Origin of the sequence: Chitinivorax tropicus (assembly GCF_014202905.1) — a bacterium.
Taxonomy (GTDB): domain Bacteria; phylum Pseudomonadota; class Gammaproteobacteria; order Burkholderiales; family SCOH01; genus Chitinivorax; species Chitinivorax tropicus.
The window spans coordinates 45,223-69,009 of the sequence record NZ_JACHHY010000004.1; the positions used below are offsets into that span (position 1 = coordinate 45,223).

The 23,787-nt window shown below is 57.6% G+C and carries 18 protein-coding genes; 6 read left to right on the forward strand and 12 right to left on the reverse strand.

From position 1 onward, the window contains the following. Nucleotides 1-147: 147 nt before the first annotated feature. Nucleotides 148-1,734 carry a DUF3369 domain-containing protein gene (locus HNQ59_RS04010; RefSeq protein ID WP_184035556.1) on the forward strand — a complete coding sequence of 529 codons (1,587 nt, stop codon included), beginning with the start codon at nucleotides 148-150 and terminating at the stop codon, nucleotides 1,732-1,734. Nucleotides 1,735-1,824: 90 nt separating this feature from the next. Here the strand turns inward: HNQ59_RS04010 and HNQ59_RS04015 are convergent, their stop codons facing one another. Further along, nucleotides 1,825-5,106, reverse strand: a complete 3,282-nt coding sequence (locus tag HNQ59_RS04015; protein ID WP_184035559.1) for a S41 family peptidase — start codon at nucleotides 5,104-5,106, stop codon at nucleotides 1,825-1,827. Nucleotides 5,107-5,632: 526 nt separating this feature from the next. On the opposite strand from HNQ59_RS04015, the gene HNQ59_RS04020 reads away from it, so the two are divergent. Further along, nucleotides 5,633-7,171 (forward strand): flavin-containing monooxygenase, encoded by a 1,539-nt coding sequence (locus HNQ59_RS04020; protein WP_184035561.1) that lies wholly within the window; start codon nucleotides 5,633-5,635, stop codon nucleotides 7,169-7,171. A gap of 68 nt (nucleotides 7,172-7,239) precedes the next feature. Here the strand turns inward: HNQ59_RS04020 and HNQ59_RS04025 are convergent, their stop codons facing one another. Further along, nucleotides 7,240-8,937: an AAA family ATPase gene (locus HNQ59_RS04025; protein ID WP_184035563.1), complete on the reverse strand. Its 1,698-nt coding sequence runs from the start codon at nucleotides 8,935-8,937 to the stop codon at nucleotides 7,240-7,242. A 72-nt stretch (nucleotides 8,938-9,009) separates the two neighbouring features. Between HNQ59_RS04025 and HNQ59_RS04030 the strand changes: the two genes are divergently transcribed. Both HNQ59_RS04030 and HNQ59_RS04035 read left to right on the forward strand, forming a co-directional pair. Then, on the forward strand, nucleotides 9,010-9,552 hold the full coding sequence (locus HNQ59_RS04030; protein ID WP_184035565.1) for a PadR family transcriptional regulator: 543 nt from the start codon (nucleotides 9,010-9,012) through the stop codon (nucleotides 9,550-9,552). Beyond that, nucleotides 9,534-10,166: a GyrI-like domain-containing protein gene (locus HNQ59_RS04035; RefSeq protein WP_184035567.1), complete on the forward strand. Its 633-nt coding sequence runs from the start codon at nucleotides 9,534-9,536 to the stop codon at nucleotides 10,164-10,166. Before HNQ59_RS04030 ends, HNQ59_RS04035 begins: the two co-directional genes overlap by 19 nt. A 28-nt stretch (nucleotides 10,167-10,194) precedes the next feature. On the opposite strand, the gene HNQ59_RS19985 is transcribed toward HNQ59_RS04035, so the two are convergent. The 4 genes from HNQ59_RS19985 to HNQ59_RS04050 all read right to left on the reverse strand — a co-directional run bounded on the left by HNQ59_RS19985 (nucleotide 10,195) and on the right by HNQ59_RS04050 (nucleotide 15,335). Then, on the reverse strand, nucleotides 10,195-10,374 hold the full coding sequence (locus tag HNQ59_RS19985) for an integrase core domain-containing protein (protein WP_425491328.1): 180 nt from the start codon (nucleotides 10,372-10,374) through the stop codon (nucleotides 10,195-10,197). 192 nt (nucleotides 10,375-10,566) lie between these two features. Continuing rightward, a complete protein-coding gene (locus HNQ59_RS04040; RefSeq protein WP_184035569.1) occupies nucleotides 10,567-12,129 on the reverse strand; it encodes an FGGY-family carbohydrate kinase in 1,563 nt (520 codons plus the stop codon). Nucleotides 12,130-12,144: 15 nt separating this feature from the next. Then, on the reverse strand, nucleotides 12,145-13,740 hold the full coding sequence (locus HNQ59_RS04045) for a glycerol-3-phosphate dehydrogenase/oxidase (protein ID WP_184035571.1): 1,596 nt from the start codon (nucleotides 13,738-13,740) through the stop codon (nucleotides 12,145-12,147). Nucleotides 13,741-13,742: 2 nt separating this feature from the next. Further along, complete coding sequence (locus HNQ59_RS04050) at nucleotides 13,743-15,335, reverse strand: FAD-linked oxidase C-terminal domain-containing protein (RefSeq protein WP_184035573.1); 1,593 nt, start codon at nucleotides 15,333-15,335, stop codon at nucleotides 13,743-13,745. A 169-nt stretch (nucleotides 15,336-15,504) separates the two neighbouring features. Here HNQ59_RS04050 and HNQ59_RS04055 point away from each other — a divergent pair, with 169 nt between their 5' ends. Beyond that, the gene (locus HNQ59_RS04055; RefSeq protein WP_246490839.1) at nucleotides 15,505-16,584 is read left to right on the forward strand and encodes an AraC family transcriptional regulator; all 1,080 of its coding nucleotides are present in this window, start codon (nucleotides 15,505-15,507) and stop codon (nucleotides 16,582-16,584) included. 83 nt (nucleotides 16,585-16,667) lie between these two features. On the opposite strand, the gene dcd is transcribed toward HNQ59_RS04055, so the two are convergent. The 3 genes from dcd to HNQ59_RS04070 form a co-directional block, all read right to left on the reverse strand. Further along, nucleotides 16,668-17,234: a dCTP deaminase gene (dcd, locus tag HNQ59_RS04060; RefSeq protein ID WP_184035575.1), complete on the reverse strand. Its 567-nt coding sequence runs from the start codon at nucleotides 17,232-17,234 to the stop codon at nucleotides 16,668-16,670. Nucleotides 17,235-17,346: 112 nt separating this feature from the next. Continuing rightward, the gene (apbC, locus tag HNQ59_RS04065) at nucleotides 17,347-18,438 is read right to left on the reverse strand and encodes an iron-sulfur cluster carrier protein ApbC (RefSeq protein ID WP_184035577.1); all 1,092 of its coding nucleotides are present in this window, start codon (nucleotides 18,436-18,438) and stop codon (nucleotides 17,347-17,349) included. A 140-nt stretch (nucleotides 18,439-18,578) separates the two neighbouring features. After that, nucleotides 18,579-20,636 (reverse strand): 7TM-DISM domain-containing protein, encoded by a 2,058-nt coding sequence (locus HNQ59_RS04070; RefSeq protein ID WP_184035579.1) that lies wholly within the window; start codon nucleotides 20,634-20,636, stop codon nucleotides 18,579-18,581. 29 nt (nucleotides 20,637-20,665) lie between these two features. On the opposite strand from HNQ59_RS04070, the gene HNQ59_RS04075 reads away from it, so the two are divergent. Continuing rightward, entirely contained in the window at nucleotides 20,666-20,833 is a 168-nt protein-coding gene (locus HNQ59_RS04075; RefSeq protein WP_184035581.1) for a hypothetical protein, read from the forward strand. Between the two features lie 232 nt (nucleotides 20,834-21,065). Here HNQ59_RS04075 and dapE read toward each other — a convergent pair whose 3' ends face one another. From dapE to HNQ59_RS04090, 3 genes are read right to left on the reverse strand one after another with little or no spacing between them, the layout of a single operon-like run. After that, nucleotides 21,066-22,199 carry a succinyl-diaminopimelate desuccinylase gene (gene dapE / locus HNQ59_RS04080; RefSeq protein ID WP_184035583.1) on the reverse strand — a complete coding sequence of 378 codons (1,134 nt, stop codon included), beginning with the start codon at nucleotides 22,197-22,199 and terminating at the stop codon, nucleotides 21,066-21,068. After that, complete coding sequence (locus HNQ59_RS04085; protein WP_184035585.1) at nucleotides 22,196-22,543, reverse strand: ArsC family reductase; 348 nt, start codon at nucleotides 22,541-22,543, stop codon at nucleotides 22,196-22,198. The genes dapE and HNQ59_RS04085 overlap by 4 nt, the downstream gene beginning before the upstream one ends. A 12-nt stretch (nucleotides 22,544-22,555) precedes the next feature. Further along, a complete protein-coding gene (locus HNQ59_RS04090; protein WP_184035588.1) occupies nucleotides 22,556-23,722 on the reverse strand; it encodes a PilT/PilU family type 4a pilus ATPase in 1,167 nt (388 codons plus the stop codon). Nucleotides 23,723-23,787: the final 65 nt, after the last annotated feature.

Sequence of the window (23,787 nt, forward strand, 5' to 3'; positions counted from 1 at the left end):
GTCAACCTAAGTTGATGGGCAGCTGGTTTGTGGTAATACGCATGTCGATGACACGCTGAATCTGTCACGGGCCATGGTCCGCCGTATGGCAGGCTCATTGCAACCCTGTCGGCAGCGCCTTCTTAACCAGATGTGAGGAGCACCCGCATGAGTGGTGGGGATAATGCAGATGACAGCTGGATCATTGATGACGATGCGGGTGCTGAGCCCTCCAACCCGCTTGAAAACAAGCCGTGGCGGGTATTGATCGTTGATGATGAAGCCGATGTCCACTCGGTGACCAAACTGGCATTGCGGAATGTGACATTCAAGGGAAGGCCACTGGAGCTGTTGTCTGCCTACACCGGACGGGAAGCCGCCGCCGTTTTGCGGGCCGATCGTGAGATAGCGCTGGTGCTGTTGGATGTGGTGATGGAGTCTGATGATGCGGGCCTGAAGCTGGTCGAGCTGATCCGTGGTGACATCAACAACCAGCTGGTGCGCATTGTGTTGCGTACCGGCCAGCCAGGTCAGGCGCCTGAGCAACGGGTGATCGTTGACTACGACATCAATGATTACAAAGCCAAGACCGAGCTGACCACGCAAAAGCTGTTCACCACGGTGATCGCCTCGTTACGGGCCTATGAGGGATTGGTGACGATCGAGCGCAGTCGGGCTGGGCTGTCCAAGATCCTGGAGGGGGCCACCAACCTCTATCAAGTGCATTCCTTGCGTGAGTTGGCTTCCGGCGTGCTCAATCAGATCAGTGCCATTCTGGATGTCGGGGCAGATGGCATGCTGTGTGTGGTTCAGAACCGGCAGGGCGCGGGCATGATGCCGCAAGTCATCGCCGCGACCGGCAATTACACCGCCATGTCGGACGACCACCAGATCATGGATGAGCAGCCTGCAGCCAAAGCGGTGGCGCGGGCGCTGGCGGAAGGGCGTAGTGTATTCGACCATCCGCTGGATGTGCTGTACACCAAGACCATGCAAGGGCATGAGTTCGCCATTCTGGTCACGCCACCGTGGCCGCTGGCGGACATCCAGCGCGACTTGCTGGAGGTGTTCTGCAACCGGATCGCCGCCGCATTCGATAACCTATATCTCTACGACCAATTGCGCAAAGCGCAGGAAGCCACGGTTTCCGCATTGGCTGATCTGGCTGAATTCCGCGACAAGGACACGGGGGGGCATGTGCAGCGGGTGCGCCTATTGACCGATGCCATTACGCGGATACTGTATCAGCAAGGTAAATTCAGTAACGACCTGACGCCCGAGTTTCTGGAAATGGTCGGTATCGCCAGTATTCTCCACGACGTGGGCAAGGTTGGGACGCCAGATCGTGTTTTGCTCAAACCGGCCCGGCATACACCGGAGGAGCGGGCGATCATGGAGGAGCATGCTGAGATCGGTGAGGTGGTATTGGCTCGCGCCTCTGAAATGGTGGATGGCACCAGCTATCTGACATTCGGTGCCCAGATCGCAGGCTATCACCATGAACATGTCGATGGCAGCGGCTACCCCAGGGGGCTCAAAAGGGATGAAATTCCGCTTGCTGCGCGGATCGTGGCCGTGGTGGATGTCTTTGATGCATTGCTGCACCGGCGACCATACAAGGAGCCTTGGCCATTGGTGGAAGTCATGCAGTACATCAGTGAACGCAGCGGCAAACAGTTTGACCCTGATGTCGTGGATGCACTGGCGTTCTGCGTCAAGGATGGGCTGCCAGCCTGGCTGCAGGACGGCGAGTGATAGGGGGCGGGTCAAGCAGCCATGGCACCCCTGGGTGCCATGGCTGTTTCAGTGTGGGCAGGTATCACACGACAGTGTGGCCCACATCGCTTACTTGGCGGGAGTGGGCAGTGGTGGGATGGCTTGGGGTTGCAACGGTTTGATCGGCTCGGCTTTCACTTTGCTTTGCAGCCATTCGATTGCCTTCTCCAACTGCTTGTCCTGCCCTCGGTAGGTCGCCAGCGGCAGGTTGTCGAGCTCGATATCAGGCTGCACGCCCCGCCCCTCGATCAGCCACTCACCGCTGCTTGCCAAGAACTGGGCAGATTCCGATGCCCGCGCAATGCCCGCGTCCGACAAGACATTGCCATCAGACAGCCAGACCCCTGCGCCACTGGTCCGCCTGCCGATGAGCGGCCCCAGCTTCAGTGCTTTGACCGCAGCGGCAAAGGTTTCGCCATCGGAGTAGGTCAGCTCGTTGATCAGCACCACCAAGTGGCCACGAAAGGTCTGCTGCATATTGCTGCTCCGCAACTGGCCATGGCGGGACTGCCAGAATCCCCAGACCCGACGCAGCAGTTTTTCGATCACCCAGCTGTCGATGCTGCCGCCCTGATTGCCACGGGCATCGATGATCAACCCGTCACGGTCGATCTGGGCATAGAACTGTCGCACGAAATCAGCGATATCGTTATTGCTCATGGCCTGCAGGTGCAGATAGCCGATTTTGCCTTGGCTGCTGGCATCTACCATGGCCCGGCGGGTTTCCCGCCAATCCTCATAACGCAGCTCGGCATGCGTCGCATAGGGCACCGGTTTCACCACCACCCGGTGCTCGGTCTTGTCACGCAATAAGGTAAGCAGAACCTGTTGGTCTGTCTGGTTTCGCAGCAGCTCGTTGATGCCACCTTCAGCGGGGATCGGTTGCCCATTGACCGCCACGATCAGATCCCCTGCCTTGGCATCGACGCCGGGCTGTGCCAGTGGCGAACGCTCGCTGGGCAGCTCTGGGTCGGTCTGGTAGATATGCTGGATACGGAAGCCCTGTGCCTCTCGCGTCAGCACCGCACCCAAATAGGCGTCTTCATTGTTGGTGGCGACTTGGCGCACGTCACCGCCACCGACTTGTGAATGCAACGAACCCAACTCGGACATCATCTGCGCCAGCAGATCGTTCAATTCAACGCGATCATTGATGCGGGCTACCAGTGGCTCATATTTCCGGCGCATGGCAGGCCAATCCACACCACGGAGTTTGCCGTCATACAGAAAGTCGCGCTCCATGCGCCAGGCATCCACAAACTGCTGTTGCCATTCCTCAGTCGGTTTGACATGAATCGACCAGTCGGCAATCTTGACCTGTGATTTGTTCAGGTCGGTTGGCGCCTTCGGTCCGGCCTCGACGATGTAGAGATCGGTGATCTTTTCCTTGGGGCCACGGTGGATCAGTATTTTCTTGCCATCATCTGACAGCATGTAGTGGCGGATATCTGCCAGGAATACTTCTGGCTCGGGCTTCTGATCGTTGATGGCCAGTGATTTCAACGTAATCTTGCCGTCTTTGCCAGCCTCTGTCTCTGTGAAATACAGGCGCTTACCATCGGAACTCAGGTTGCCATAATTACCAGGCCCGATCGGTACTTCGAACAACCGATCCGCAAGCCCCGCAAGCTGGATGGCAGGCAGCGCCGGTTTGTCTTTCTTGTCCTGATCTGATGCTTTGTCCGATTTCGGTGCGTCCGGTGCGGCCTTGTCCAGCTCGGTCGGAATGGCGAATGGGAAGCGTAGCCCCGGCTGCAAGGCCAAGGCATAGATCTGGGTGCGCTGGTCGAAGAAAGGCCCTGTGTTGCGATCCCCCCAGGGAGAGAGCACGGTGGACTGGAAGTGTCGATCCGACAGGAAATAGAGCCACTTGCCATCAGGCGAGAAGACCGGGGCATGATTTTCATAGCGGTCTGAAGTCAAGATTTGCTTGTGGCGGTCAGCCAGCCGGATCAACACCAGCTGGTAGCGATTGATATCAGTTTGTGGGCGAGTCACCACCAGGTATTGGTGATCGGGCGAAAAGGCGATCTGCCCATATTCACTGCTTTCGCTCTTGTCGATCAGCGCATTTTTTCCGGTCTCGGTGTTCAATAGCCACAGCTGCCCGGCTTTGTCGATATGGACGAGCCATTTGCCATCAGCGGAGAGCTGCAGACGCAGGCGCATCACCTTGCTGTCATGGGTCAGGGCTGTGCCGCCGCTGCTGCCGTCGGTGGGGAAGCGCCAGATTTCGGATTCACCAGTTGCGTCGTTGACCGCATACAGCCACTTGCCATCTGGGCTGAGTACGGGGGCGCTGGTGCGGCTGCCGGGGGGCGTGGCGATATTGACCCGTCGTAGATCGCTGTTGTTGGCGACCACCACCCGCCCGCGTGCATTCAGCACGACCTTGTCGCCCTTGGGTGAGAAGTTGACGTTGGCGTTGAAAGTGAGTGGTGTTTTGATCAGGCGCTCGCGCCGCTGGTCGAAATCGGACTGCAGCGTGACCGGCACAGTGCTATCACCGCCAGTGGCAACGTTCAGGATATGCAGATCCGCCCCCAGCTGATAGGCGATCTTGCCATCGCTGAGGCTGGCATAGCGGATGTCGAAGTCCTGATGCTGGGTGTGCTGGCGCAGATCCTGGCCTGCCTGCGTCATCGACCAGATATTGTCCCGGCCACTGCGGTTGCTGATGAAATACAGGCGGCCTTGCCACAGCATCGGGCGACGATCGGAGAATGAAGACTGTGGATCGATGCGGCTTGCTTCTTGTTCGGTGCCAACCTGATATCGCCACAGCTCAGCGATATTGCCACCCTGATAGAAGCGGGCATTGTCACCCAGCGTGGCCGCCAACCCGCCCCGCACAAAGAACAGCGTCTTGCCGTCATCGGACAATGCAGCATCGTTCGCACCGCTGAGCGGGAAGATGGTCTGCTTGCCGCTCCGTGGGTCAACCATGCCCACAACGCGCTGCCCATAAAGCCCCTTGCTGTCTCGCGTGGTGAACAGCACCTGCCCTTGTGCGGTGAAACCCAGTACCAAGGTGCGTTCACCGTTGTAGGTCAAGCGCTTGGGGGTGCCGCCGGCTGCCGGCATCACATACGCCTCTTGTTTGCCCTCATAGGATGCAGTGAACGCCAACCACTGGCCATCGCGCGACAGCGTGGCATGGGTTTCCTGTGACGGATGGCTGGTCAGGCGGGTGGCCAGGCCGCCCTCGGTCGGCACCGACCACAGATCCCCCTCCGCCGTGATCACGGCGCGTTGGCCTTGCAAGGTTGGAAAGCGGATATAGGCGGGGGTGGCATAGGCCACGCTGATGCTGGCCAGGCTGATCGCCAGCGCCTTCAAAGCAAGTCTCATAGGTTGCTCAATCTCTCTTGGTGCCAGCACTACCGTGGATGAATGGTCGATTACGCAACGGGCGGCGGCCATCGGTGTCTGGCTGTTTGTTATATAGCGGGGAGAATCAACATCAATCCACTGGCCAGGGCTCTCCGCCGGGCTGGGATATGCATGTGAGCGAACATTGTAGGAGATTTACGCCTGCTGCTGTTGATATCGTGTCCGTTGGGGGCAAGACTGGATGGCGTGCGCGGCATCACAGGCCGTATCCGCGCATGGTCACGGTGGCTGGCAGCCGCCGCCGATGCAGCAAGGTACAAGGAATCACTAGCGCCACACCAAGGCCACCCGTCCTCAGGCCAATTGAGTCAGACATACCGGCCCATCTCGGTTTTTTCACCTGCAGTGGCATGGCATGACGTCATAAAATAACACTGTGTTAAATTATACCGGTGATCGGTTTTTGCTTGCGACCAGGAAATATTGGCGCGTATTATCGAATATGCATAGCTCATCAGATATTGTTCCGCAGAAAGGCCAAATCATGGATCAGGCAGCGCAGCAGGTGGGTGTCGTCATCATCGGGGCGGGCTTCGCCGGCCTGGGCATGGCGATTCGCTTAAAGCAGTCGGCGTATCAGGATTTCCTGGTGCTGGAGCAGGCCGCCGTGGTTGGCGGGTGTTGGCGTGACAACACCTACCCAGGTTGTGCGTGCGATATTCCGGGGCACCTGTACGGCTTCTCGTTTTTCTCAAAAACAGACTGGTCACGCAAATACGCAGGCCAGGACGAGATCCATCAATATCTGCAAAGCTGTGTTGAGCATTTCCAGCTGACCCCCCATGTGCGCCTGTCCCACCAGGTCGCCCGCCTGCAGTTCGATGACGCACAACAACAGTGGCTGGTCCACTTGACCGATGGCCGCACTATCCAGGCACGGGTCGTGGTGCTGGGGCGCGGGCCGCTGAGCATTCCAAAATGGCCCGCGATCACCGGGCTGGATCGATTCCCTGGGCCGGTGTTCCACTCCAGCCGCTGGCAGCATCAACATGATCTGCAAGGCAAGCGAATTGCCGTGATCGGCACCGGTGCCAGCGCGATCCAATTCATCCCACACCTGGCGGGGCTGGCCAGCCAGCTGACAGTCTTCCAACGCACGCCTGCCTGGGTGGTGCCCCGCCCAGACCGAGTGATCGGTCGCAGAGAGCAAGCCCTTTACCGGCGCTGGCCCGGTCTGCAGCGCGCCTATCGGCAATGGCTGTTCTGGGTGCATGAGTTGCGCTACCTGGGCATGGCCGATGCAAAAGGCTGGCCACACCGCTTGGTCGAATACCTGGCGGGGAAGCACCTGCGCAGCCAGGTGCCCGATCCGGAAAAGCGCCGCCTGTTGACCCCGAACTATGCACTGGGCTGTAAACGCGTGCTGCTATCGAATGACTATTACCCAGCGATGAACCAAGCCCATGTCAAGATCGTCCCCGCCGGGCTGAATGCAGTCGAGGGGCGCACGCTGCTGGCTGGTGATGGCAGCCGTCACGAGGTGGATGTCGTGGTGTTCGGCACAGGCTTTGAGGTGGCGGAAAGCCTGCCGCCTGGGTGGATCGTCGGGCCTGGCGGTGTGGACTTGGGCGCACAGTGGCTGCAACAAGGCATGCAAGCCTATCGAGGCGTGGCCACGACCGGCATGCCCAATCTGTTCTTCCTGGTCGGGCCGAACTCCGGCTTGGGCCATAACTCCTTGGTGCTCATGATCGAAGCCCAGATCGAACATATCCTGCAATGCATCCAGCACATGCAGACCCAGCACGCGGCGCTGTGCGAAGTGCAGCCGACTGCCCAGCAGGCATTCAACGAACAGGTTCAGCAACAGCTTGCGGGCACGGTGTGGGCCAGCGGCTGCCAGAGCTGGTATCTGGATCAGCACGGACGCAACACCACACTCTGGCCCGGCTCGGTGGTGGCCTACCAGAAGCTGATGCGAACCTGGTCCGTGTCCGATTACCACTGGACAAACCCTGGCTTGCAGGAAGACCGCGTCGCTGCATCGGTAGCCGATCAACCCGCTGACGTGGCTGCGGTATAGCAACAGGGGCTTGGTGTTGCAGGGGCGAACGGCCAGCGGGGCGCCCTGGCTTGCCTCATTTGAACCATTCAGTGCTCAGGTTCACCAGCGGTTGCGTTGGTCGTGACCGAGGGTTGGGGCATGTGTTCAATGTCCAACCCTACATAAGCAAACTGACGCTTGAGCAAACGACCCAGGCCTTCGGAGGCATGGGTACGGTAGAGGTTCCGGCAGGCTGCGATCAAACGTTGTGCTACTGCTTCGATCGTGCTGTTGTCACGTTGACTCTGGTTGTATGCGTCAAGCATATATGGTAGAACGCCTTGCAGGCCCTTGATCGGCATATCTCGGATAGCTGACTCATAGTATTCAACGCCCGTATTGCATAAGTTTAGGTAGACGACAGAGTTATATCGTTGGTGGTCTGGCGCCTGGGCGAATTGAATGAGCTGCTCGGCAAACGATGCTGCGGTGTTTTCCCGCCGTTGAGCATTGAAATGCTCAATCGCTTCAATAATCGCAGGCTCCAAGCCACTGCCAGATGAGTATGGCTGGGGATTTTGCTTGTAGAGGTCAATCCATCTATCGATGAGCAGTTGTGCCATGTTTTCAATACACGGCGTATCACGTACTATTTTTACCAACCCATTGTAGATATCCGGCGGTATTGACTGATCGCTGGCAAGCACCTCATCAACCCTTGTCCGAGCCTGATTGCTATCCAGGCGATGATCCCAGTATAGCGCTTCCCTTACCTCTTCCACTCTCTCTATTGCAGAGTGGCGTGCATGCTCAGCAACATTTTTGGTGATGATTGATTCGAATAGATTTGGATCGAAATGGCCGGTTTGCAGGAATGCTATAACGTGGTGCTCGAAGTCATCGGTAATGTAAATGCCAAGTTGATTGACGAGATCTTTCCAGTGATTGGTATCAGGGAATAGTTTAAGAAAATCGCTGTGTTGTGGTTTCCAGCTCAGTGTCAGCTCTTTTGTGGGGCCATTTTCGAGCCCTCGGTGGTGGATCGCGGTTAACAAGACCACCGACGGTATCATTTTACGGGGTAGTTCATCTTCCCGATAACTCTGTCCAAAAATGCGATTTGTGGTCTTGATCACTTTTTTGATGATACGAATATTGGTCAGCTTGCAGATGACACACGCACGCTTAAGCGAGCTTGCATAAGCGGATGGCAGTGACTGTATGGCGATGGAGAAGGCTTCTGCTGGCGTGGTCACCAACTGCAGCTCAAGATCGATGACCTTTTCGTGCAAGGTGCTCCATTGGTCACGCTTGGTCAGCTTATTGCTATTGAGTATCAGGACAAATCGGACTTCACGATTTTTTGAGTAATCATCGATGAAGCCCAATATTTCATCGATACTTAGCTTCTCATGCATACGTTCAATGTCGTCAATGACGACGATTTTTTTGCGAAGCAGCATTGATACTGCCAGTAACTGGCACAGTTCATTGATCGTAGCGAAACCTTTATGGAAGCTCTCCAGTCCCTTGAAGGTCGATTTCGCCGTTTTCGAAACGAGGGAATCTATTTTTCCGTCACGTGCGGCAGATTGGATCAGTTTGTTCAGCACCTGATCCATGCTGGATACGCCGAACAACGATACATAGAGCGCATTGCTTACGCTGGCGTTGGCTGATTGCTGTTTGATCTCTTCCCACAGATGGGTTTTGCCAGTGCCCCATAGGCCGGACAGGGCAATCACCTTGTAATCTGGATCGTCCAGCAACTGGATCAACTGCGCCTTTGTTTTTTGTAATGACATGATAGTTTCCACCTTAGATGGGTTCGGGGGTACCTTGCCTTTTTCATATTCTAGCACTAGAATATAAAATCAATGAACCTCACAGACTCCGAACTTTTGCTATTGGGCCTCGTCGCGGAGATGCCGCGACACGGCTACGAAATTGAACACGTACTGGAAACGCGGGGTATGCGTGAATGGACGCAAATCGGCTTTTCGTCCATTTACTTCGTGCTAGGTAAATTGGAAAAAGCGGGATTGGTTTTAGCGGAGGTTCCTGCGGGCACCAAGGCGCGCAAGACATTTTCCATTACTTCCGAAGGAAATCGGGTTCTGCTTGAGCAAACAATCTCTTCCCTTCAAACCTATCGCCCCACGTACTCGTCTCTTTTGTTAGGAATGATCCATTGGCCCGCGCTATCACGTGACTCAGCGCTGGCTGCGCTAGATGGTCGCTTATCTTCGATCACAGCGGAAATAGAAAGACTCGAAACGCTACGCCGGCAGCGGCAGCCGATGCCTGATCACGTTGAGGTCCTTTTTGACTTTTCAGCTAGCCAACTAGCTGCAGAGCGTACTTGGATAACCGCCACCCTGGATTACATGAGGAGCAAGCCATGGCCGACGAAGGAATGATTGATTTGATACGTGACAGAGCTATGCTCCATACGCTCTATGCCCCGCCAGCCGGGGCTTTTAGCATAGTTGATGTGCCTCGGCTCCCATTTGCAGTTTGGGATGGCGAAGGCCCCCCGGAGCAGTCGTCTATCAGCACTGCGATCAGGAACCTTTATACAGCCATCTACCCGATACGGCGTGAAGCCCGCGAGCGTATGGGTAAGTCTTTTGTCGAGCCCCCGGTGGAATTGCTCTACTGGGCAGACGACATGCGCGAATTTTCAACCGGTCATCGTGAAAATTGGCGTTGGCGTGCACAGATAACTTTGCCAGTTTGGGTTAATGCAAAGCGCCTTGAGGAATCTGCTGCTGAGATGCGGCAGGAGCTAAGACTTGCTCCAACACTGCGCTGGGAAGCGTTGGCAGAAGGAAAGTGCGTCCAGAGTCTTCATGTTGGTCAAACAGATGACTTGCCCGTCATTCTTGAGAGGCTCTACAGCGAATATCTGCCACAAGAAGGCCTGGAGCCTTCAGGCCCATATCACGAGATCTATCTTGATGATTGGAGTCGCGTCTCACCTATAAAACGAAAGATTATTCTGCGGCAACCCGTGCGAACGCGGCCTACGTGAGCCAACATGCGTTACGGGTCTCCATTGCTTATGCGGCAGTGTCATGACCCAGCCCTTTGTGCGCAGGCCAGGCTGCTAATTGGTACCGCCTCATCGGCGTCTGCGTCCCCAAGACCTGATGAGGCCGCTGATGGTTGTAATACCCGATCCTGTCCGCAATCACCCGGCTGATGTGTTTGCCAGTGCCCCAGAGGCCGGGCAAGGCCACCTGTCCGGGTGCATTGAGTCGTGAGGTACGGGCAAATCTTCTGTTTGTTATGTATGAGCCAGAAACAGATAGGAGATGATGGTCATATTTCAGTAGGCTGGCGGTTTTGTGATGGGTTTTGATTAGGTAATTGAATTTAAATATATTTTTCTGTGTGCTGGCGCCTGGCTACGCGGCCCTTGGCATGGGCTGTCAGACCCCGCCAGGGTAGCCGGTGATACGCCCGATCTCCTCGTATAAGGGCTTGAGTCGTTTATACATTTTTCGGTAGACCTTTTCGTACAGCTCCCCATAGATGGCGGCATGAGGTGGGTTGGGCTGGAATGTGGTGCCCAGGCGGGTCATCTGCTGGATGGCGCTGTGGAAGTCGCGGTGCAGGCCCAGCCCCACGCTGGCGTTGATGGCTGCGCCCAGGCCGGATGTCTCATACAGGTGCGGGCGGGCGACGGGCAGGTTGAAGATGTCTGCGGTCAGCTGCAGCGCGGCGTCGGATTGCGAGCCGCCGCCAGACACGCGCAGCTGGGTGATCGGCACCCGCGAGGCTTTTTCGATGCGCTGCTTGCCTTCCTTCAGCGCATAGGCCAGGCCTTCCAGGATGGCGCGATAGACATGGGCGCGAGTGTGGACATCGCCAAAGCCGATGATGGCGCCTTTGGCCTCGGGGCCGGGCACTTTGATGCCGGGGCTCCAGTAGGGTTGCAGCATCAGCCCCATCGAGCCGGGCGGCACGGTGGCTACCAGCTCGTCGAACAGTTGCTCGGGGGCGATGCCTTGTTCCGCAGCGGCCATTTTTTCCAGGTGGCCGAATTGTTCCTTGAACCAGTTGACCATCCAGAAACCCCGGAAGATCTGTACCTCGCTGCTGTAGTGGTGTGGCACGGCAGCAGGGTAGGGGGGGATGAACGGTGTGGCTTCGAAATAGCGGTGGCTGGTGATATTGATGGTGGCGGTGGTGCCATATGACAGGCAGCCGACATCGGGTGTCAGGCAGCCTGCGCCGATCACTTCGCAAGCCTTGTCCGCAGCGGCGGCGAGCAGTGGCAGGCCGGCAGGGATGCCGGTCGCGTCGGCAGCCTGTTGGGTGATGTGGCCGATGCGGGTGCCAGGCGGCACCAGCGCGGGCAGCTGCGCTGGGCGGATCGGCAGAGCTTGCCATTTCCAGTCCCATTTGCCAGCCCAGCCATGTGTTTTGTAATCGAATGGCAGGTAGCCGACCTGTGAGCCGATCGAATCGACCATTTCGCCGCTCAGCCGGTAATTCAAATAGCCCGACAGCAGCAGATATTTGTCGGTGTTCGCCCAGATATCAGGCTGGTGCTCGACCATCCAGTTCGGGTAGGCCTGGTGCTGGAAGAAGCGGATGGTGTGCGACACGCCAGCCAGCCTGAAGGCTTGTCGCCAGTACCAGGGCAGCGGGGGTACGTGTGTGGCTTTGCGTTGATCGAGCCAGACGATGGCTGGCCGCAAGGGCTGGCCGTGTTTGTCGAGGTTGATCATGGTGCCACGCTGAGTGGTGACCGCTACGCCTTTGATGGCGGACTTGGGCGCATGGGTCATTGTCCACAGCCGCTGGCAGGCCAGACAGAGTGCTTGCCAGTAGTCCTCGGCGTGGTGCTCGGCCCAGCCGGGTTGGGTGGAGAAATAGGCTTGCAGGGGTACTTGTGATTTGGCGACCAGATGGCCGTGCAGGTCAAACAGCAAGGCCCGCACGCTTTGCGTGCCGTTGTCGATGGCGAGCAGGTAATCGTTGGACATGAGGGGTGTTCCTGCTTAATCCGATGGGGTGGGCCACGGCGGGATCGGCTCGTGCGGCAGGCTGTAATGCGTGGCGATCAAGGCTAGGTAGCGCTCGCATTCCGCTTGCCAGTGGTCGTCATCCCACCCTAGCGTGGCCTGGACGATGGCTTGCACGCGCGGCAGGATCGACTGCCCGCCATGGCGCAATAACAGCCCAAGCCGAGTGCGACGTAGCAGCAGGTCTTCCAGATGCGCTACCGACTCGTGTTGTGCCGCCCAGCGCAATTCGAGCCAATAGGTATCGGTGCCTTCGATGCGATGCCGCTCGGTGGGCAGGCTGTCTGCCCAGGCTGTGTTCGCCAGCGGGCCATATCGGGCTTGCAGCCGGTGTTTGAGATGGGCGTCGAGCCCTGCGGGCAGGGGGCTGGCTGGTGCAAAATGTGGGCCGGGGGTCAGGTCGAGCGTGCGGCCCAGCCGGGTTTGCGCCTGTTTCAAGGCATCCAGCGCGATGACCCGGAAGGTGGTCAGCTTACCGCCGGATACGGTCAGCAGCCCGTCCTCCAGCCAGCAGACATGATCCCGCCCCTCTTTGGATGGGTCGGCCTGCCCGGTCGCGACGACGGGCCGCACACCGGCGTAGGTCGATAGCACATCATCCGGCTGCAGATGCAAATGGGGGAATTGATAAGCCAGCGCACTCATCAAATAGCTGACCTCGGCTGGGGTGATGCGGGGCTCGGCGCTCAGGTCGTCATGGTCCAGGTCGGTGGTGCCGACCAGCGTGACGCCCTCCCAGGGGTAGATGAAAACCGGGCGACCATCTTGTGGGTGCATCAGGCTGACCGCTTGCGCCACAGGCAGGCGCCAATAGGGGAACAGCAGGTGTGAGCCACGCAAGGGCCGTAGCCGCTTGGGCTGCCCGAGCGATTGCCGTAGCACATCAGCCCAGGCGCCAGTGGCATTGACCATGACACGGGCGTTGACGGTGTGCGCTTGGCCTGACAACGCATCGACCAGCTGCGCCCCACACACGCCTTGCTCATCACGAAGCAGCGACTCGCAGCGCAGATAGTTGATTGCCACCCCGCCGTATTGCTTGGCTTCCTGCAGCGTGCGCAACACCAGCCGGGCATCGTCTGTCTTGGCATCCAGATAGCGCATGCCGCCTTGTAGCCGCCGCTGGCTGATATTGGGGGCCAACATCAGCAGATCGGCAGGGCGATGGTAGGCCCGGCTGCGCTCACCAGCGAATTGGTCGTAGATGGCCAGCCCCAGTGAAAACAGCCAGCGCCCTGGCTTGCGGCCTTGGTAGTCGCCAAACACAAAGCTTTGCGGCTCGACCAGCCCTGCCGTGCTTCGCAGCAGCTGTTGCCGCTCCTGCACCGATTCACGGGTCAGCCGAAGCTGCCCTTCCTTCAAATAACGCAAACCACCATGCACCAGCTTGGAGGATCGGCTGGAGGTACCCCAAGCGAAGTCCCGTTGCTCGATCAGCAGCGCCTTGATGCCCCGGCGTGTGGCTTCCAGCAGGATACCGGCACCGGTGATGCCCCCGCCGACGATGATCATGTCCCAGGGCTCGGCCAGGCGGGCCAGGTCAGCTTCTCGTGACGATGTGCCGGGTGCCATGGTCACAGGCCCAGATTGCCGGAATTCATGATGCCATCCGGGTCGAGTTGCCTGACCAGCTCGCTGAGTGTGCGCATGCCCAATGGGCCTTTCTCGGCGGACAGGTAGGGGGCGTGGTCCTTGCCCACGCCATGTTGATGGCTGATGGTGCCGCCCACGTCTATTATGGTCTGGCTGACCGCATGTTTCATGGCCTGCCAGCGGTTGAAATTCTCCTCGAAGGTGCCGGCCCGGCGGAACACAAAGGTGGTGTACACGCTGGAACCCTGTGGGTAGACGTGCGACAGATGGGTGTAGGTGTGCACCCGCTCACCGAAGCGGGCCAATGCCTCTACTGCCGCTGCCTCGACCCGGCGCATCATGGTCTCCACCTTGGGCCAGTCGCAGGCTGTTTCCACGGTATCGGCGCAGTAGCCGTGCTCCCACAAGGTATTGCGCAGGTACACCGAGCGGAATCGATTGGCTTTCCATTTTTCACCAAAGGTCTTCCCCACCGGCATGCCACCGAATTGCCTGACGATGTCGCGCGCCGAGCGCAGTGCGCTCCGGCAGGTGGCGCCATGTCCCGTCACACCAAACAGCAGCAGACATTTGCTGCCTTTGATGCCGCGCATGCCCAGGTACTTTTCCAGCATGGCGATTAGCCTGGGGTGGCCCGCCAATGTCAGCGAGGTCAATGTCTCCAGCTCGTTGGACAGCCGCAGCATCGACAATGGCAATCGCTGCTGCACCAGGCTGCGCACGGCGGTTTCTGCTTGGGCCCAGCTGGGGAAAAACACGGCATGGAATTGCTCGACTGCGGGCAGGGGGGTGACCCGCACCGTCGCCTCGGTCAACACGCCCAGGCGGCCCTCTGAGCCCAATACCAGCTCTCGTAGATCCGGCCCCGCGCTGGACGCAGGGAAGGTCGGCAGGGTCAGCGGGCCGGTCGGGGTTTCCAGCTGGCCACCGGCAAACAGCTGCTCGATGCGGCCATAGCGTAACGATTGCTGGCCAGACGAGCGGGTGACAATCCACCCGCCCAAAGTCGAGTATTCGAACGACTGCGGAAAATGCCCCAGAGTATAGCCGTGGGCCCGCAGCTGGGCCTCCAGATCCGGCCCTGCGACCCCGGCTTGGAAGGTCGCCAGCTGCGAGCTGCGATCCAGGTGCAGTAGCCGGTTCATGCGGGTCAGATTCAATGAAATGACAGGCCGATCCGTCTTGGGCGGGGTCAAATGGCCAACTACGCTGGTGCCACCGGCATAGGGGATCACAATGGCCTGCTGGGTGTGGGCAAAGGCCAGCACTTCCCGTACATCTTCGGCGGATTCAGCAAAGGCGACGGCATCCACCACCCGGTCAATGTGACCAAAACGCAGCCGTAGCCAATCCGGCAGGCTTTGGCCGAAGCTGGCGCGCACACGCGCTTCATTGTCTGTGCTCAGCTTTGGATGCGTTGGCAGCCTGCCGGGGGGCAGGCGCTGGGTGACCGCATCCAGGGCGGCATCCGACGGGGCAGTTGTGTGGCCGACCCGTTCCTGCAAAAACTGCAATGCTGCCGTATTCAATATTGAGTGAACCGAGTCGTCACCCCAGCCGTTCCAGCGTCTCACTTGATCATCCTTGTTATACTCGTCGATTCTGTGCCGCAGCACCCATGATGGCGTGGTCTTGCACAAGCCCCCATGTTAAAGCAGGGGGAGCGGCATGACTTGGCCGATCATGCCATGGCTGTTGTGCAATCATGCCAACGTATCTTGTAACAACCCGATTCGGTTGCCTATGACTCTGCTATCAGCCCCAGACGGTGCTTCCCCACTCAGCCCAATGCCGATCCCCCCGGCCAGCCAGGCGAGGGTGGTGGGCGCCTATCTGCAAGTCTCTCTGGATGTTGCCCAACGGCATGGCATCGCATTGTCGGATCTGGCTGTGGCAGCAGGCTTGCCCGCCGATGCCCTGACCCCCACGCCAGAGCAATTACCCGTGCTGGATTACCTGCGGGTGCTGAATGCAGCGGCGTCCTTGAGCCATGATGCATGGTTTGGGGTGCATGTGGGCGAGGCCATGCGGCTGGCCAACTATGCCGTCTACGGCATGATCATTCTCTCGTGTCGGACATTTGGCGAGGCCATTGCGCAGGTGATGCGCTACGAAGCGCTGGCGCATGACCTGGGCCGCACCGGTTTGCGAATCGATGGGGCGGTGGCCGAGTACATCTGGTATAGCCCATGGCTGGAGGCGCTGCCCTGTCGGCACATGCCAGAGAGCGTGATGGTCGGGATCAAGGTCTTCGTGGATTGGATGGCCGGGCGGGCCATGCCTGTGGAGTCCGTGCATTTCGCCCACGCGAAACCGGATCATGCTGATGAGCTGCAACGTATTTTCTGCTGCCCGATGGTGTTTGATGCGTCAGAGTACAAGGCACGCTTCCCTGCCGCTGTGTTGAATTGGCCCGTGCCACACGCCGAGCCGAGCCTGTTCCCGGTGCTGGTGCAACATGCCGAGCAGCTGCTGCAGGCCCGAGCCCAGGCATACCAGACCCCCGAAATCGTTTCGCGCGTGCGCGAGGCGATTGTACACAGCCTTGCACAAGACAAAGCCCGCCTCAACCTGATTGCCACCGGGCTGGGCATGACCGTCCGCACGCTGCAACGTAAGCTGAAGGATGCTGACAGCAGCTTTCAGCAAGTGCTGGACCACACGCGCTGTGATCTGGCCAAGCATTATCTGCGTGAAACAGACTTGAGCCTGACAGACATCGCCTTTCTGCTAGGGTATCAGGAGCAGAGTAGCTTCAATCATGCATTCAAAGAATGGCTGGGTGTGAACCCCGGTGCCTGGCGCGGCTCGCAGCAACCATAAGCCGTGAGGCGATGCCATCCGTGCCACCCCGGCAGATGGCCTGGCCCGTATGATGGCGCCTGCGAATCCCGCCTGCCAGCGCACTAGATTTTTGGCAAAGTGACACCCTTTTGCCCCTGATATTTGCCACTACGGTCTTTATAAGACACTTCACAGATTTCATCGGACTCGAAGAACAACACCTGGGCTACCCCTTCATTGGCATAGATGCGTGCTGGCAGAGGCGTGGTATTGGAAAATTCCAGTGTGACGTGGCCTTCCCATTCCGGCTCGAATGGCGTTACGTTGACGATGATACCGCAGCGTGCGTAGGTGGATTTACCCAGGCAAACGGTCAGCACAGAGCGGGGGATGCGAAAATATTCGACCGTCCGGGCCAGTGCGAACGAATTCGGTGGAATGATGCAGGAATTCCCTTTGAATTCGACAAATGAGTTCGGATCGAAATTTTTCGGATCAACGATGGTGCTGTTGATATTGGTGAAGACTTTGAATTCGTCGGCACAGCGGATGTCGTAGCCATAGCTGGATGTGCCATAGGAAACGATCTTCTGCCCATTCGCCTCACGGATCAGATTGGGCTCGAATGGCTCGATCATGCCATGCTGTTCAGCCATGCGGCGAATCCATTTGTCTGATTTGATGGACATTCTGTGCTCCCAATTCAAAAAAAGTGCGCTAGTCTAACCAAATGACCGCATTTTGCCTATGCGTGTCTGCAAGAGCGTTTTCTGGGTGTAAGGGCCGTGCAGGCCCTGGCGTTCAGGTGTTCTGGATGACGATTTTGGGGAATTTGGCTGAAAAGTCCTGGGACTTTTCACCGATCTTGACGGCAATGCGACGCGCGATCTGCTTGTAGATCGTCGCCACCTTCCCTTCCGGATCGGCCACCACGCTGGGTCTGCCGGCATCGGTCGCCAGGCGGATGCTGATATCCAACGGCAATTGGCCCAGTAGCTCGATATGGTAATCCGTGCTCATTCTGGCACCGCCCCCTTCACCGAAGATCGGCTCGGCATGGCCACATTGGGAGCAGATATGCATGCTCATGTTTTCGACAATCCCCAGAATGGGTACGCCCACTTTCTCGAACATCTTGAGTCCTTTGCGCGCGTCCAACAGGGCGATGTCCTGCGGGGTGGTGACGATGACCGCACCGGTGACCGGGATTTTCTGTGACAAGGTCAATTGAATGTCGCCAGTACCTGGGGGCAGATCGATGATCAGATAATCGAGATTGTCCCAGCGGGTTTCGTTCAGCAGCTGAGTCAGCGCTTGGGTCACCATGGGGCCGCGCCAGACCATGGGTTGCTCCGGGTCGATCAGGTAGCCGATCGACATGGTTTGCACGCCATGATGCTCGATCGGCGTCATGGTTTTGCCGTCGGGGGAGTCGGGCCGCTGCTGCGCGCACCCCATCATGGTGGGCTGGGAGGGGCCGTAGATGTCGGCGTCGAGCAAGCCGACCCGCGCGCCTTCTGCTGCCAGAGCCAGGGCCAGATTGACTGCAGTGGTGGATTTGCCGACACCGCCTTTGCCCGAGGCGACAGCAATGATGTTCTTGACGCCGCTCAACAGCGGAATGCCCCGCTGCACGCTGTGTGACACGATGGTGGATTGGATCTGGATGTCCAGCTGACCAATGCCCGCCAGATCATTCACGCTGTCGGCAATGAGCGCGGTCAGCGCGGCATGCTGGGAGCGGGCAGGGTAGGGCAGGTCGATGCTGATGGTGGTTCTGTCACCTTGGATCTGGATCTGCCTGAGTGATTTTTCAGTGACGAAATCCTTGCCGGTATTGGGGTCGATCAGTTTGGCAAGGCGGTCGCGGATGGCTTGTTCGAGTGTGCTCATGATGTAAAGGCTCCCCGTGCTGGCGGGGCGGGAAACGGGTGTCAGAGAAGATGGTCGAGTGTATCAAAGCCGGGGATTTGGACAAGTGATCTGGCGCAATTTTACAAATAGAATCGAATGTCGTCGTCGAGGCGGCTTCATTATGATGGTTGGGCGGCGGGCTCCGGCTGGGGGTGCGATGGCAGCGGCAGGGTGACGCAGAACCTGGCGCCACCCTGGGTTGGCTGTTCATACCAGACCTGTCCCGACATGGATGTCGTCAACCGCTTCACGATTGACAAGCCTAAACCAGTGGAGTGCTCACCGCCGGTCGGGCGGGCCGAGAGCTTGGCAAAAGAGCGGAACAACTGCGACATGTCGTCTTCCCGAATCCCTGGCCCTTGGTCTTCCACCTCCAGTTTGGCGACTTCGGCATTGCAGCTCAGCTTGATGGTGATCACACTGCCTGGTGGTGAAAATTTGATGGCGTTGGAAATCAGGTTTTCATCGATCTGGTACACCAGCTCGGCATCGGCCCAGATGTCGGCTTGGGGTGGCAGCTCGGGTTGCAGCTGGATCTGTTTGCTGGCAGCCCATTCACCGACCTCATCCAGCACGTTGCGCACACTCTCGCACCAATCCACCCGGACAGCATTCACCGAGAGCTTGCCGGACTCGATGGCGTCTAGATCCAGCAGCTTGGTGATGATGTCCGTCATCCGCACCGCTGATTGGTGCATGTTGCCAAGCATGGCCACTGACTTGTTGAGTGGCCAATAGGCGATTTTCTGTCGGAGCAGGTCCGAGGCGGCACGAAGCTGGCTGACTGGGTTCTTCAGATCGTGTGCAGCAATACGCAACAATTCGGTTTTCTCATGATTCAACCGATCCAATTCCTGATTGGCCTCCTCCAGTTTCTTGTTGGTCTGCAACAGTGCCTCGGTTCGCTCCTCGACGCGCTGCTCCAGCATGCGCTCGGTCGAACGCAAGGTGTGCAGGGCCAATTCCTTGGCGGCCTCTCTCTGGTGATGCATCTGCCGGTAGCGATCAGACAGGGCAATCGCCAGGAGCAAGGTTTCAATGGGAATGGACAGGTGGGTTGCGTAGAGGCTCAGGAATTCGACATTGACCAGACCTGCAGCACGTAATGCGGTGATCAGTAGCGCAGAAAGCCAGACGCACTGCGAGAACACCAGAAAACGCGCAATGTGTTGACCTCTCCGCCAGCAGATGATTCCGGCAGCGATGCACAGCACAGCATTGGTCAGGGCCAGTAGCGTGTTGATGCGTGACAGCAGCACCTGATCGACTACATTGCCAGCTGCTGCCAGCATCGAGAGCGTGCAGGCGATCACAATGAGCCATAAGGCAGCGTGGAGGCGATGCGCAATGACTTTGACTTTCAGGAAATACAAGGTGAACAGCCCAAGCCCTGCCATGCCACCAGCGGCAAACAGGTTGACCGCGACATGCTGCAGATAAAGCGCATCAGGCCACAGGTATCGAAAGGCCAGACCGCTGTGTGTCAACTGCCATAGGCCGATGCCCACCACCGAGACGACATAGAAAAGATAACTGATGTGAATCCGCGATAGATACAGCACCAGATTGTACGCAGCCAAGGCGAACAGAAATCCGAAGTAGAGGCCATAGAACAAATGGGCGGATTCACTGTTTCTGGCATAACTGGATGGCGCCCATAAAACAGCTGGCACGGTCATGCTGCTGGATGTGTTGACGCGCCAATACAGGGTGATGGGTTGATTGTTTGGCACGGTGATGGGAAATACATGATCACGCGTTGCCAAAGGCCGCTCGAAAAAGGGCAATCTGTCACCAGACTGTTGGTGCAGATAGGGTTGGCCTGGGTGTTGGGCGGGGGCGTAGAAGTCGATGTAGTCCAGTGCCGGTAGATCCAAGCTGATCAGCCAATCCGTGGTATCGGTGGCATTGAGTAAAGTGAGCTTGAACCAGTATGTGGCATGTGTGTAGCCAAACGCCGGACCTGTGTCCGGCATGGGCTTGAACTGTGACTGCAGGGTGGGGCTGCGGATCTGGTCGAGGGTAAGCTGCCCTTCTTGATCGATCAGATAGGTGATGTCCCGATTCAGTTCATGCATCAGTGTCTGACGGGTGATCCGTACCCCTTCAGCTTGGAGCGCAGACCCAACCAGACACAGCAAAGACACGATCAATATGTGGCAGAGTAGTTTCAACACTTGGCTTCCAGCAGGGTGGATGGATGAGCATGTCAAACATTCGTATGGTTGTATTTGCTTCTACCGGCTTACTTGGCCGCAGGTTCAACGGACAATTACGCGAATACTCAAAGGAATGCGGTGTTTTACAGCAAAAACATGCAACTGACCTGCCAAATTGGGGTAAAACCGAATATCTGATGCAGTTGGCAGCCTGATACGCAGATTTGAGGCTGATCATGCTCGAAAATCCGCATGGCGGGCGGTTCTGGCGTCACATCAACCACACCAAGCTGCTTCAATAGCGAGTTTACTTTATCTTGATGACGTATTGAATGGAAAAAGTGTATTCCGCTTTGGAATGATTATGCAATTTAATTTCAATGGATTCGGAAGGGGTAAACTGATGGGGGATAAACCCTCTCCAGCGAGGGTCTATCCCGGTGAGGATCAGGTCAGCATGCGCTCCAGGACGCCATGGTAGACCGCAGACAGCTTGGGCAGATCGTCAACGGCCACACACTCATTCAACTTGTGGATGGTCGCATTGATCGGGCCAAATTCCACGACCTGCGGACAGATCTGAGCGATGAATCGACCATCGGAGGTGCCGCCGGTGGTGGAGAGCTCAGGTTGAAAGCCACAGATGGATTCGATCGATGCCGCCAGCGCTTGTACCAACGGGCCACGTGCGGTGAGAAACGGATTGCCTGACAATGTCCACTCGATGTGGTAGTCCAGTTGATGCTGGTCCAGAATCGCGCGTACCTTTTCCTTGAGCGACTGTTCGGTGTTCTCAGTCGAAAAGCGGAAATTGAACAGCAGTTCACACTTGCCTGGAATCACATTGTTGGCGCCGGTTCCTGCGTGGATGTTGGAAACCTGCCAAGTAGTCGGTGGGAAATACTCATTGCCGTGATCCCACTCGGTCGCAGCAAGCTCGGCCAGCGCAGGGGCAAGCAGGTGGATGGGGTTCTTGGCCAAGTGAGGGTAGGCAATATGCCCTTGAATGCCTTTCACGATCAATCGACCGGATAGTGAGCCTCGGCGCCCATTCTTGATGACATCGCCAAACCGCTCGCTTGAGGTGGGCTCGCCCACCACACAGCAATCGATGGTTTCTCCACGGGCCGCCAGGGTCTCGACGACCTTGACCGTGCCGTTGATCGACGGGCCTTCCTCGTCAGAGGTGATCAATAGGGCAATGGAGCCAACTGGGCGCTTGTGCTCAGCCAGAAAAGACTCGATGGCGGTGACGAAGGCCGCCAGTGAGGCTTTCATGTCGGCGGCGCCACGCCCGAACAGCATGCCTTCTTTGATCGTGGGCATGAAGGGGTCGCTATGCCATTGATCTAGCGGGCCGGTCGGGACGACGTCCGTGTGGCCGGCAAAGCAGACGACAGGGCTTTCGGTGCCCAGACGCGCCCAGAAATTGTCAACGTCACCAAAGCGCATGCGCTCAATGGCGAAGCCCAGTCTCTCCAGGCGCTCGATCATGATGTCCTGGCATCCTGCATCATGGGGCGTATTGGAGGGTAATGAGATCAGTTGTTCAGTCAGCAGCAGGGTGGGGTCTTGATTCATTTGTTGAACACCTGCTGGTAAATTGCCTCGTCAAATCCAAGATAGACCTTGCCATCGACCTCCAGTACGGGGCGCTTGATCACGGAGGACTTGGCAAGCATCAATTGAATCGCGCTGGCATTGTCCACGATGGCGGCTTTGTCTTCGTCCGACAGTTGCCGCCAGGTGGTACCCTGGCGATTCACCAGCTTTTCCCAGCTGACCTGCTTCAGCCAGTCGTTCAGCAAAGTTTCATCGACACCGGATTTCTTGAAATCATGAAATGGGATGTCAATTTGGTTGGATATGAGCCATTCGCGGGCTTTTTTGACGGTATTGCAGTTGGGAATGCCGTAGATTTTCATGCCTGTGTATCATCAATGCGGTGTGTCGATCAGATCGATATTGAAACTGACCTGTGGTTGGTCGGACCCATCCTTGTTGTCTTTTTTCGATGAATCGCCTTTTGCGCTACCTTCATCCACCACCTCGCCGTGGCTGACCAGCCAGTGCAGGTTGGTTGGTGAATCGGCATGTAGCATGGCCTCGTCGAGCGTGATCTTGCCCTCTTTGTACAAACGGTACAATGCCTGCTCAAAGGTCTGGGAGCCCTGGTGTAACGAATTTTCCATGGCCTCTTTGATCTCGTTGACCTCGCCATTGCGGATCAATTCTGCGACGCGGTTCGAATTTAACAACACCTCGACCGCTGGGAGCAACTTGCCGTCGATGCCACGGACCAGGCGTTGTGAGATTACAGCGCGCAGTGATGTCGATAAATCCAGCAACAACCCGGGCCGCGCATCTTCTGGGAAGAAGTTGATGATGCGGTTCATCGTGTGGTAGCTGTTGTTTGCATGCAGCGTCGATAGGCACAAATGGCCAGACTGCGCGTAGGTCAACGCCTGCGAGAGCGTTTCCTTGTCACGGATCTCCCCGATCATCAACACGTCCGGCGCTTCGCGCATTGCATTCTTGAGCGCATCTGCATAGGTTTTGGTGTCGATGCCGACTTCACGCTGGTTGACGATCGACTTTTTGTGCCGGTGCTGGAATTCGATAGGGTCTTCAACTGTCAGGATGTGCCCAGGCGAGGTTTCGTTCCGATAATTCAACATGGCGGCGAGCGTGGATGACTTACCGGAGCCCGTAGCCCCCACCATCAGGATCAGCCCGCGCTTGAGCATGCACAGATCACCCAACACATCCGGTACGCCCAGCTCACCCAGCTTGGGCGGGCTGGCCTTGATGTAACGGATGACGATGGCACAGGCGCCGCGTTGCCGGAAGATATTGACCCGGAAGCTGCCGACATCAGGGATGGGGATGCCAAAGTTCATCTCCCACTCTGCCTCGAAGCGAGCGATCTTCTCCGCATTCATGATGCTGTAAGCGCACTGTTTCACCTGCTCGGCGCTCAGCACCTGTTGATTCACCGGCACGATCACGCCCTGGATCTTGATCTGAATTGGCGCCCCTGCAGTAAAAAACAGATCAGATGCGTGTTTTTCGGCCATTAATTTGAATAACGGGGTGAGATCCATAAGAACATGTCCTGCTGTGTTGGTGGGTATGCTTATGGCGTATGGACTCCACAAGCGGCACATCC

Bases quoted from the DNA above. Each gene is read 5' to 3' on its own strand.
- HNQ59_RS04010 (WP_184035556.1), top strand. From the start codon at position 148: ATGAGTGGTGGGGATAATGCAGATGACAGCTGGATCATTGATGACGAT.
- HNQ59_RS04015 (WP_184035559.1), bottom strand. From the start codon at position 5,106: ATGAGACTTGCTTTGAAGGCGCTGGCGATCAGCCTGGCCAGCATCAGC.
- HNQ59_RS04020 (WP_184035561.1), top strand. From the start codon at position 5,633: ATGGATCAGGCAGCGCAGCAGGTGGGTGTCGTCATCATCGGGGCGGGC.
- HNQ59_RS04025 (WP_184035563.1), bottom strand. From the start codon at position 8,937: ATGTCATTACAAAAAACAAAGGCGCAGTTGATCCAGTTGCTGGACGAT.
- HNQ59_RS04030 (WP_184035565.1), top strand. From the start codon at position 9,010: ATGAACCTCACAGACTCCGAACTTTTGCTATTGGGCCTCGTCGCGGAG.
- HNQ59_RS04035 (WP_184035567.1), top strand. From the start codon at position 9,534: ATGGCCGACGAAGGAATGATTGATTTGATACGTGACAGAGCTATGCTC.
- HNQ59_RS04040 (WP_184035569.1), bottom strand. From the start codon at position 12,129: ATGTCCAACGATTACCTGCTCGCCATCGACAACGGCACGCAAAGCGTG.
- HNQ59_RS04045 (WP_184035571.1), bottom strand. From the start codon at position 13,740: ATGGCACCCGGCACATCGTCACGAGAAGCTGACCTGGCCCGCCTGGCC.
- HNQ59_RS04055 (WP_246490839.1), top strand. From the start codon at position 15,505: ATGACTCTGCTATCAGCCCCAGACGGTGCTTCCCCACTCAGCCCAATG.
- dcd (WP_184035575.1), bottom strand. From the start codon at position 17,234: ATGTCCATCAAATCAGACAAATGGATTCGCCGCATGGCTGAACAGCAT.
- apbC (WP_184035577.1), bottom strand. From the start codon at position 18,438: ATGAGCACACTCGAACAAGCCATCCGCGACCGCCTTGCCAAACTGATC.
- HNQ59_RS04075 (WP_184035581.1), top strand. From the start codon at position 20,666: ATGTCAAACATTCGTATGGTTGTATTTGCTTCTACCGGCTTACTTGGC.
- dapE (WP_184035583.1), bottom strand. From the start codon at position 22,199: ATGAATCAAGACCCCACCCTGCTGCTGACTGAACAACTGATCTCATTA.
- HNQ59_RS04085 (WP_184035585.1), bottom strand. From the start codon at position 22,543: ATGAAAATCTACGGCATTCCCAACTGCAATACCGTCAAAAAAGCCCGC.
- HNQ59_RS04090 (WP_184035588.1), bottom strand. From the start codon at position 23,722: ATGGATCTCACCCCGTTATTCAAATTAATGGCCGAAAAACACGCATCT.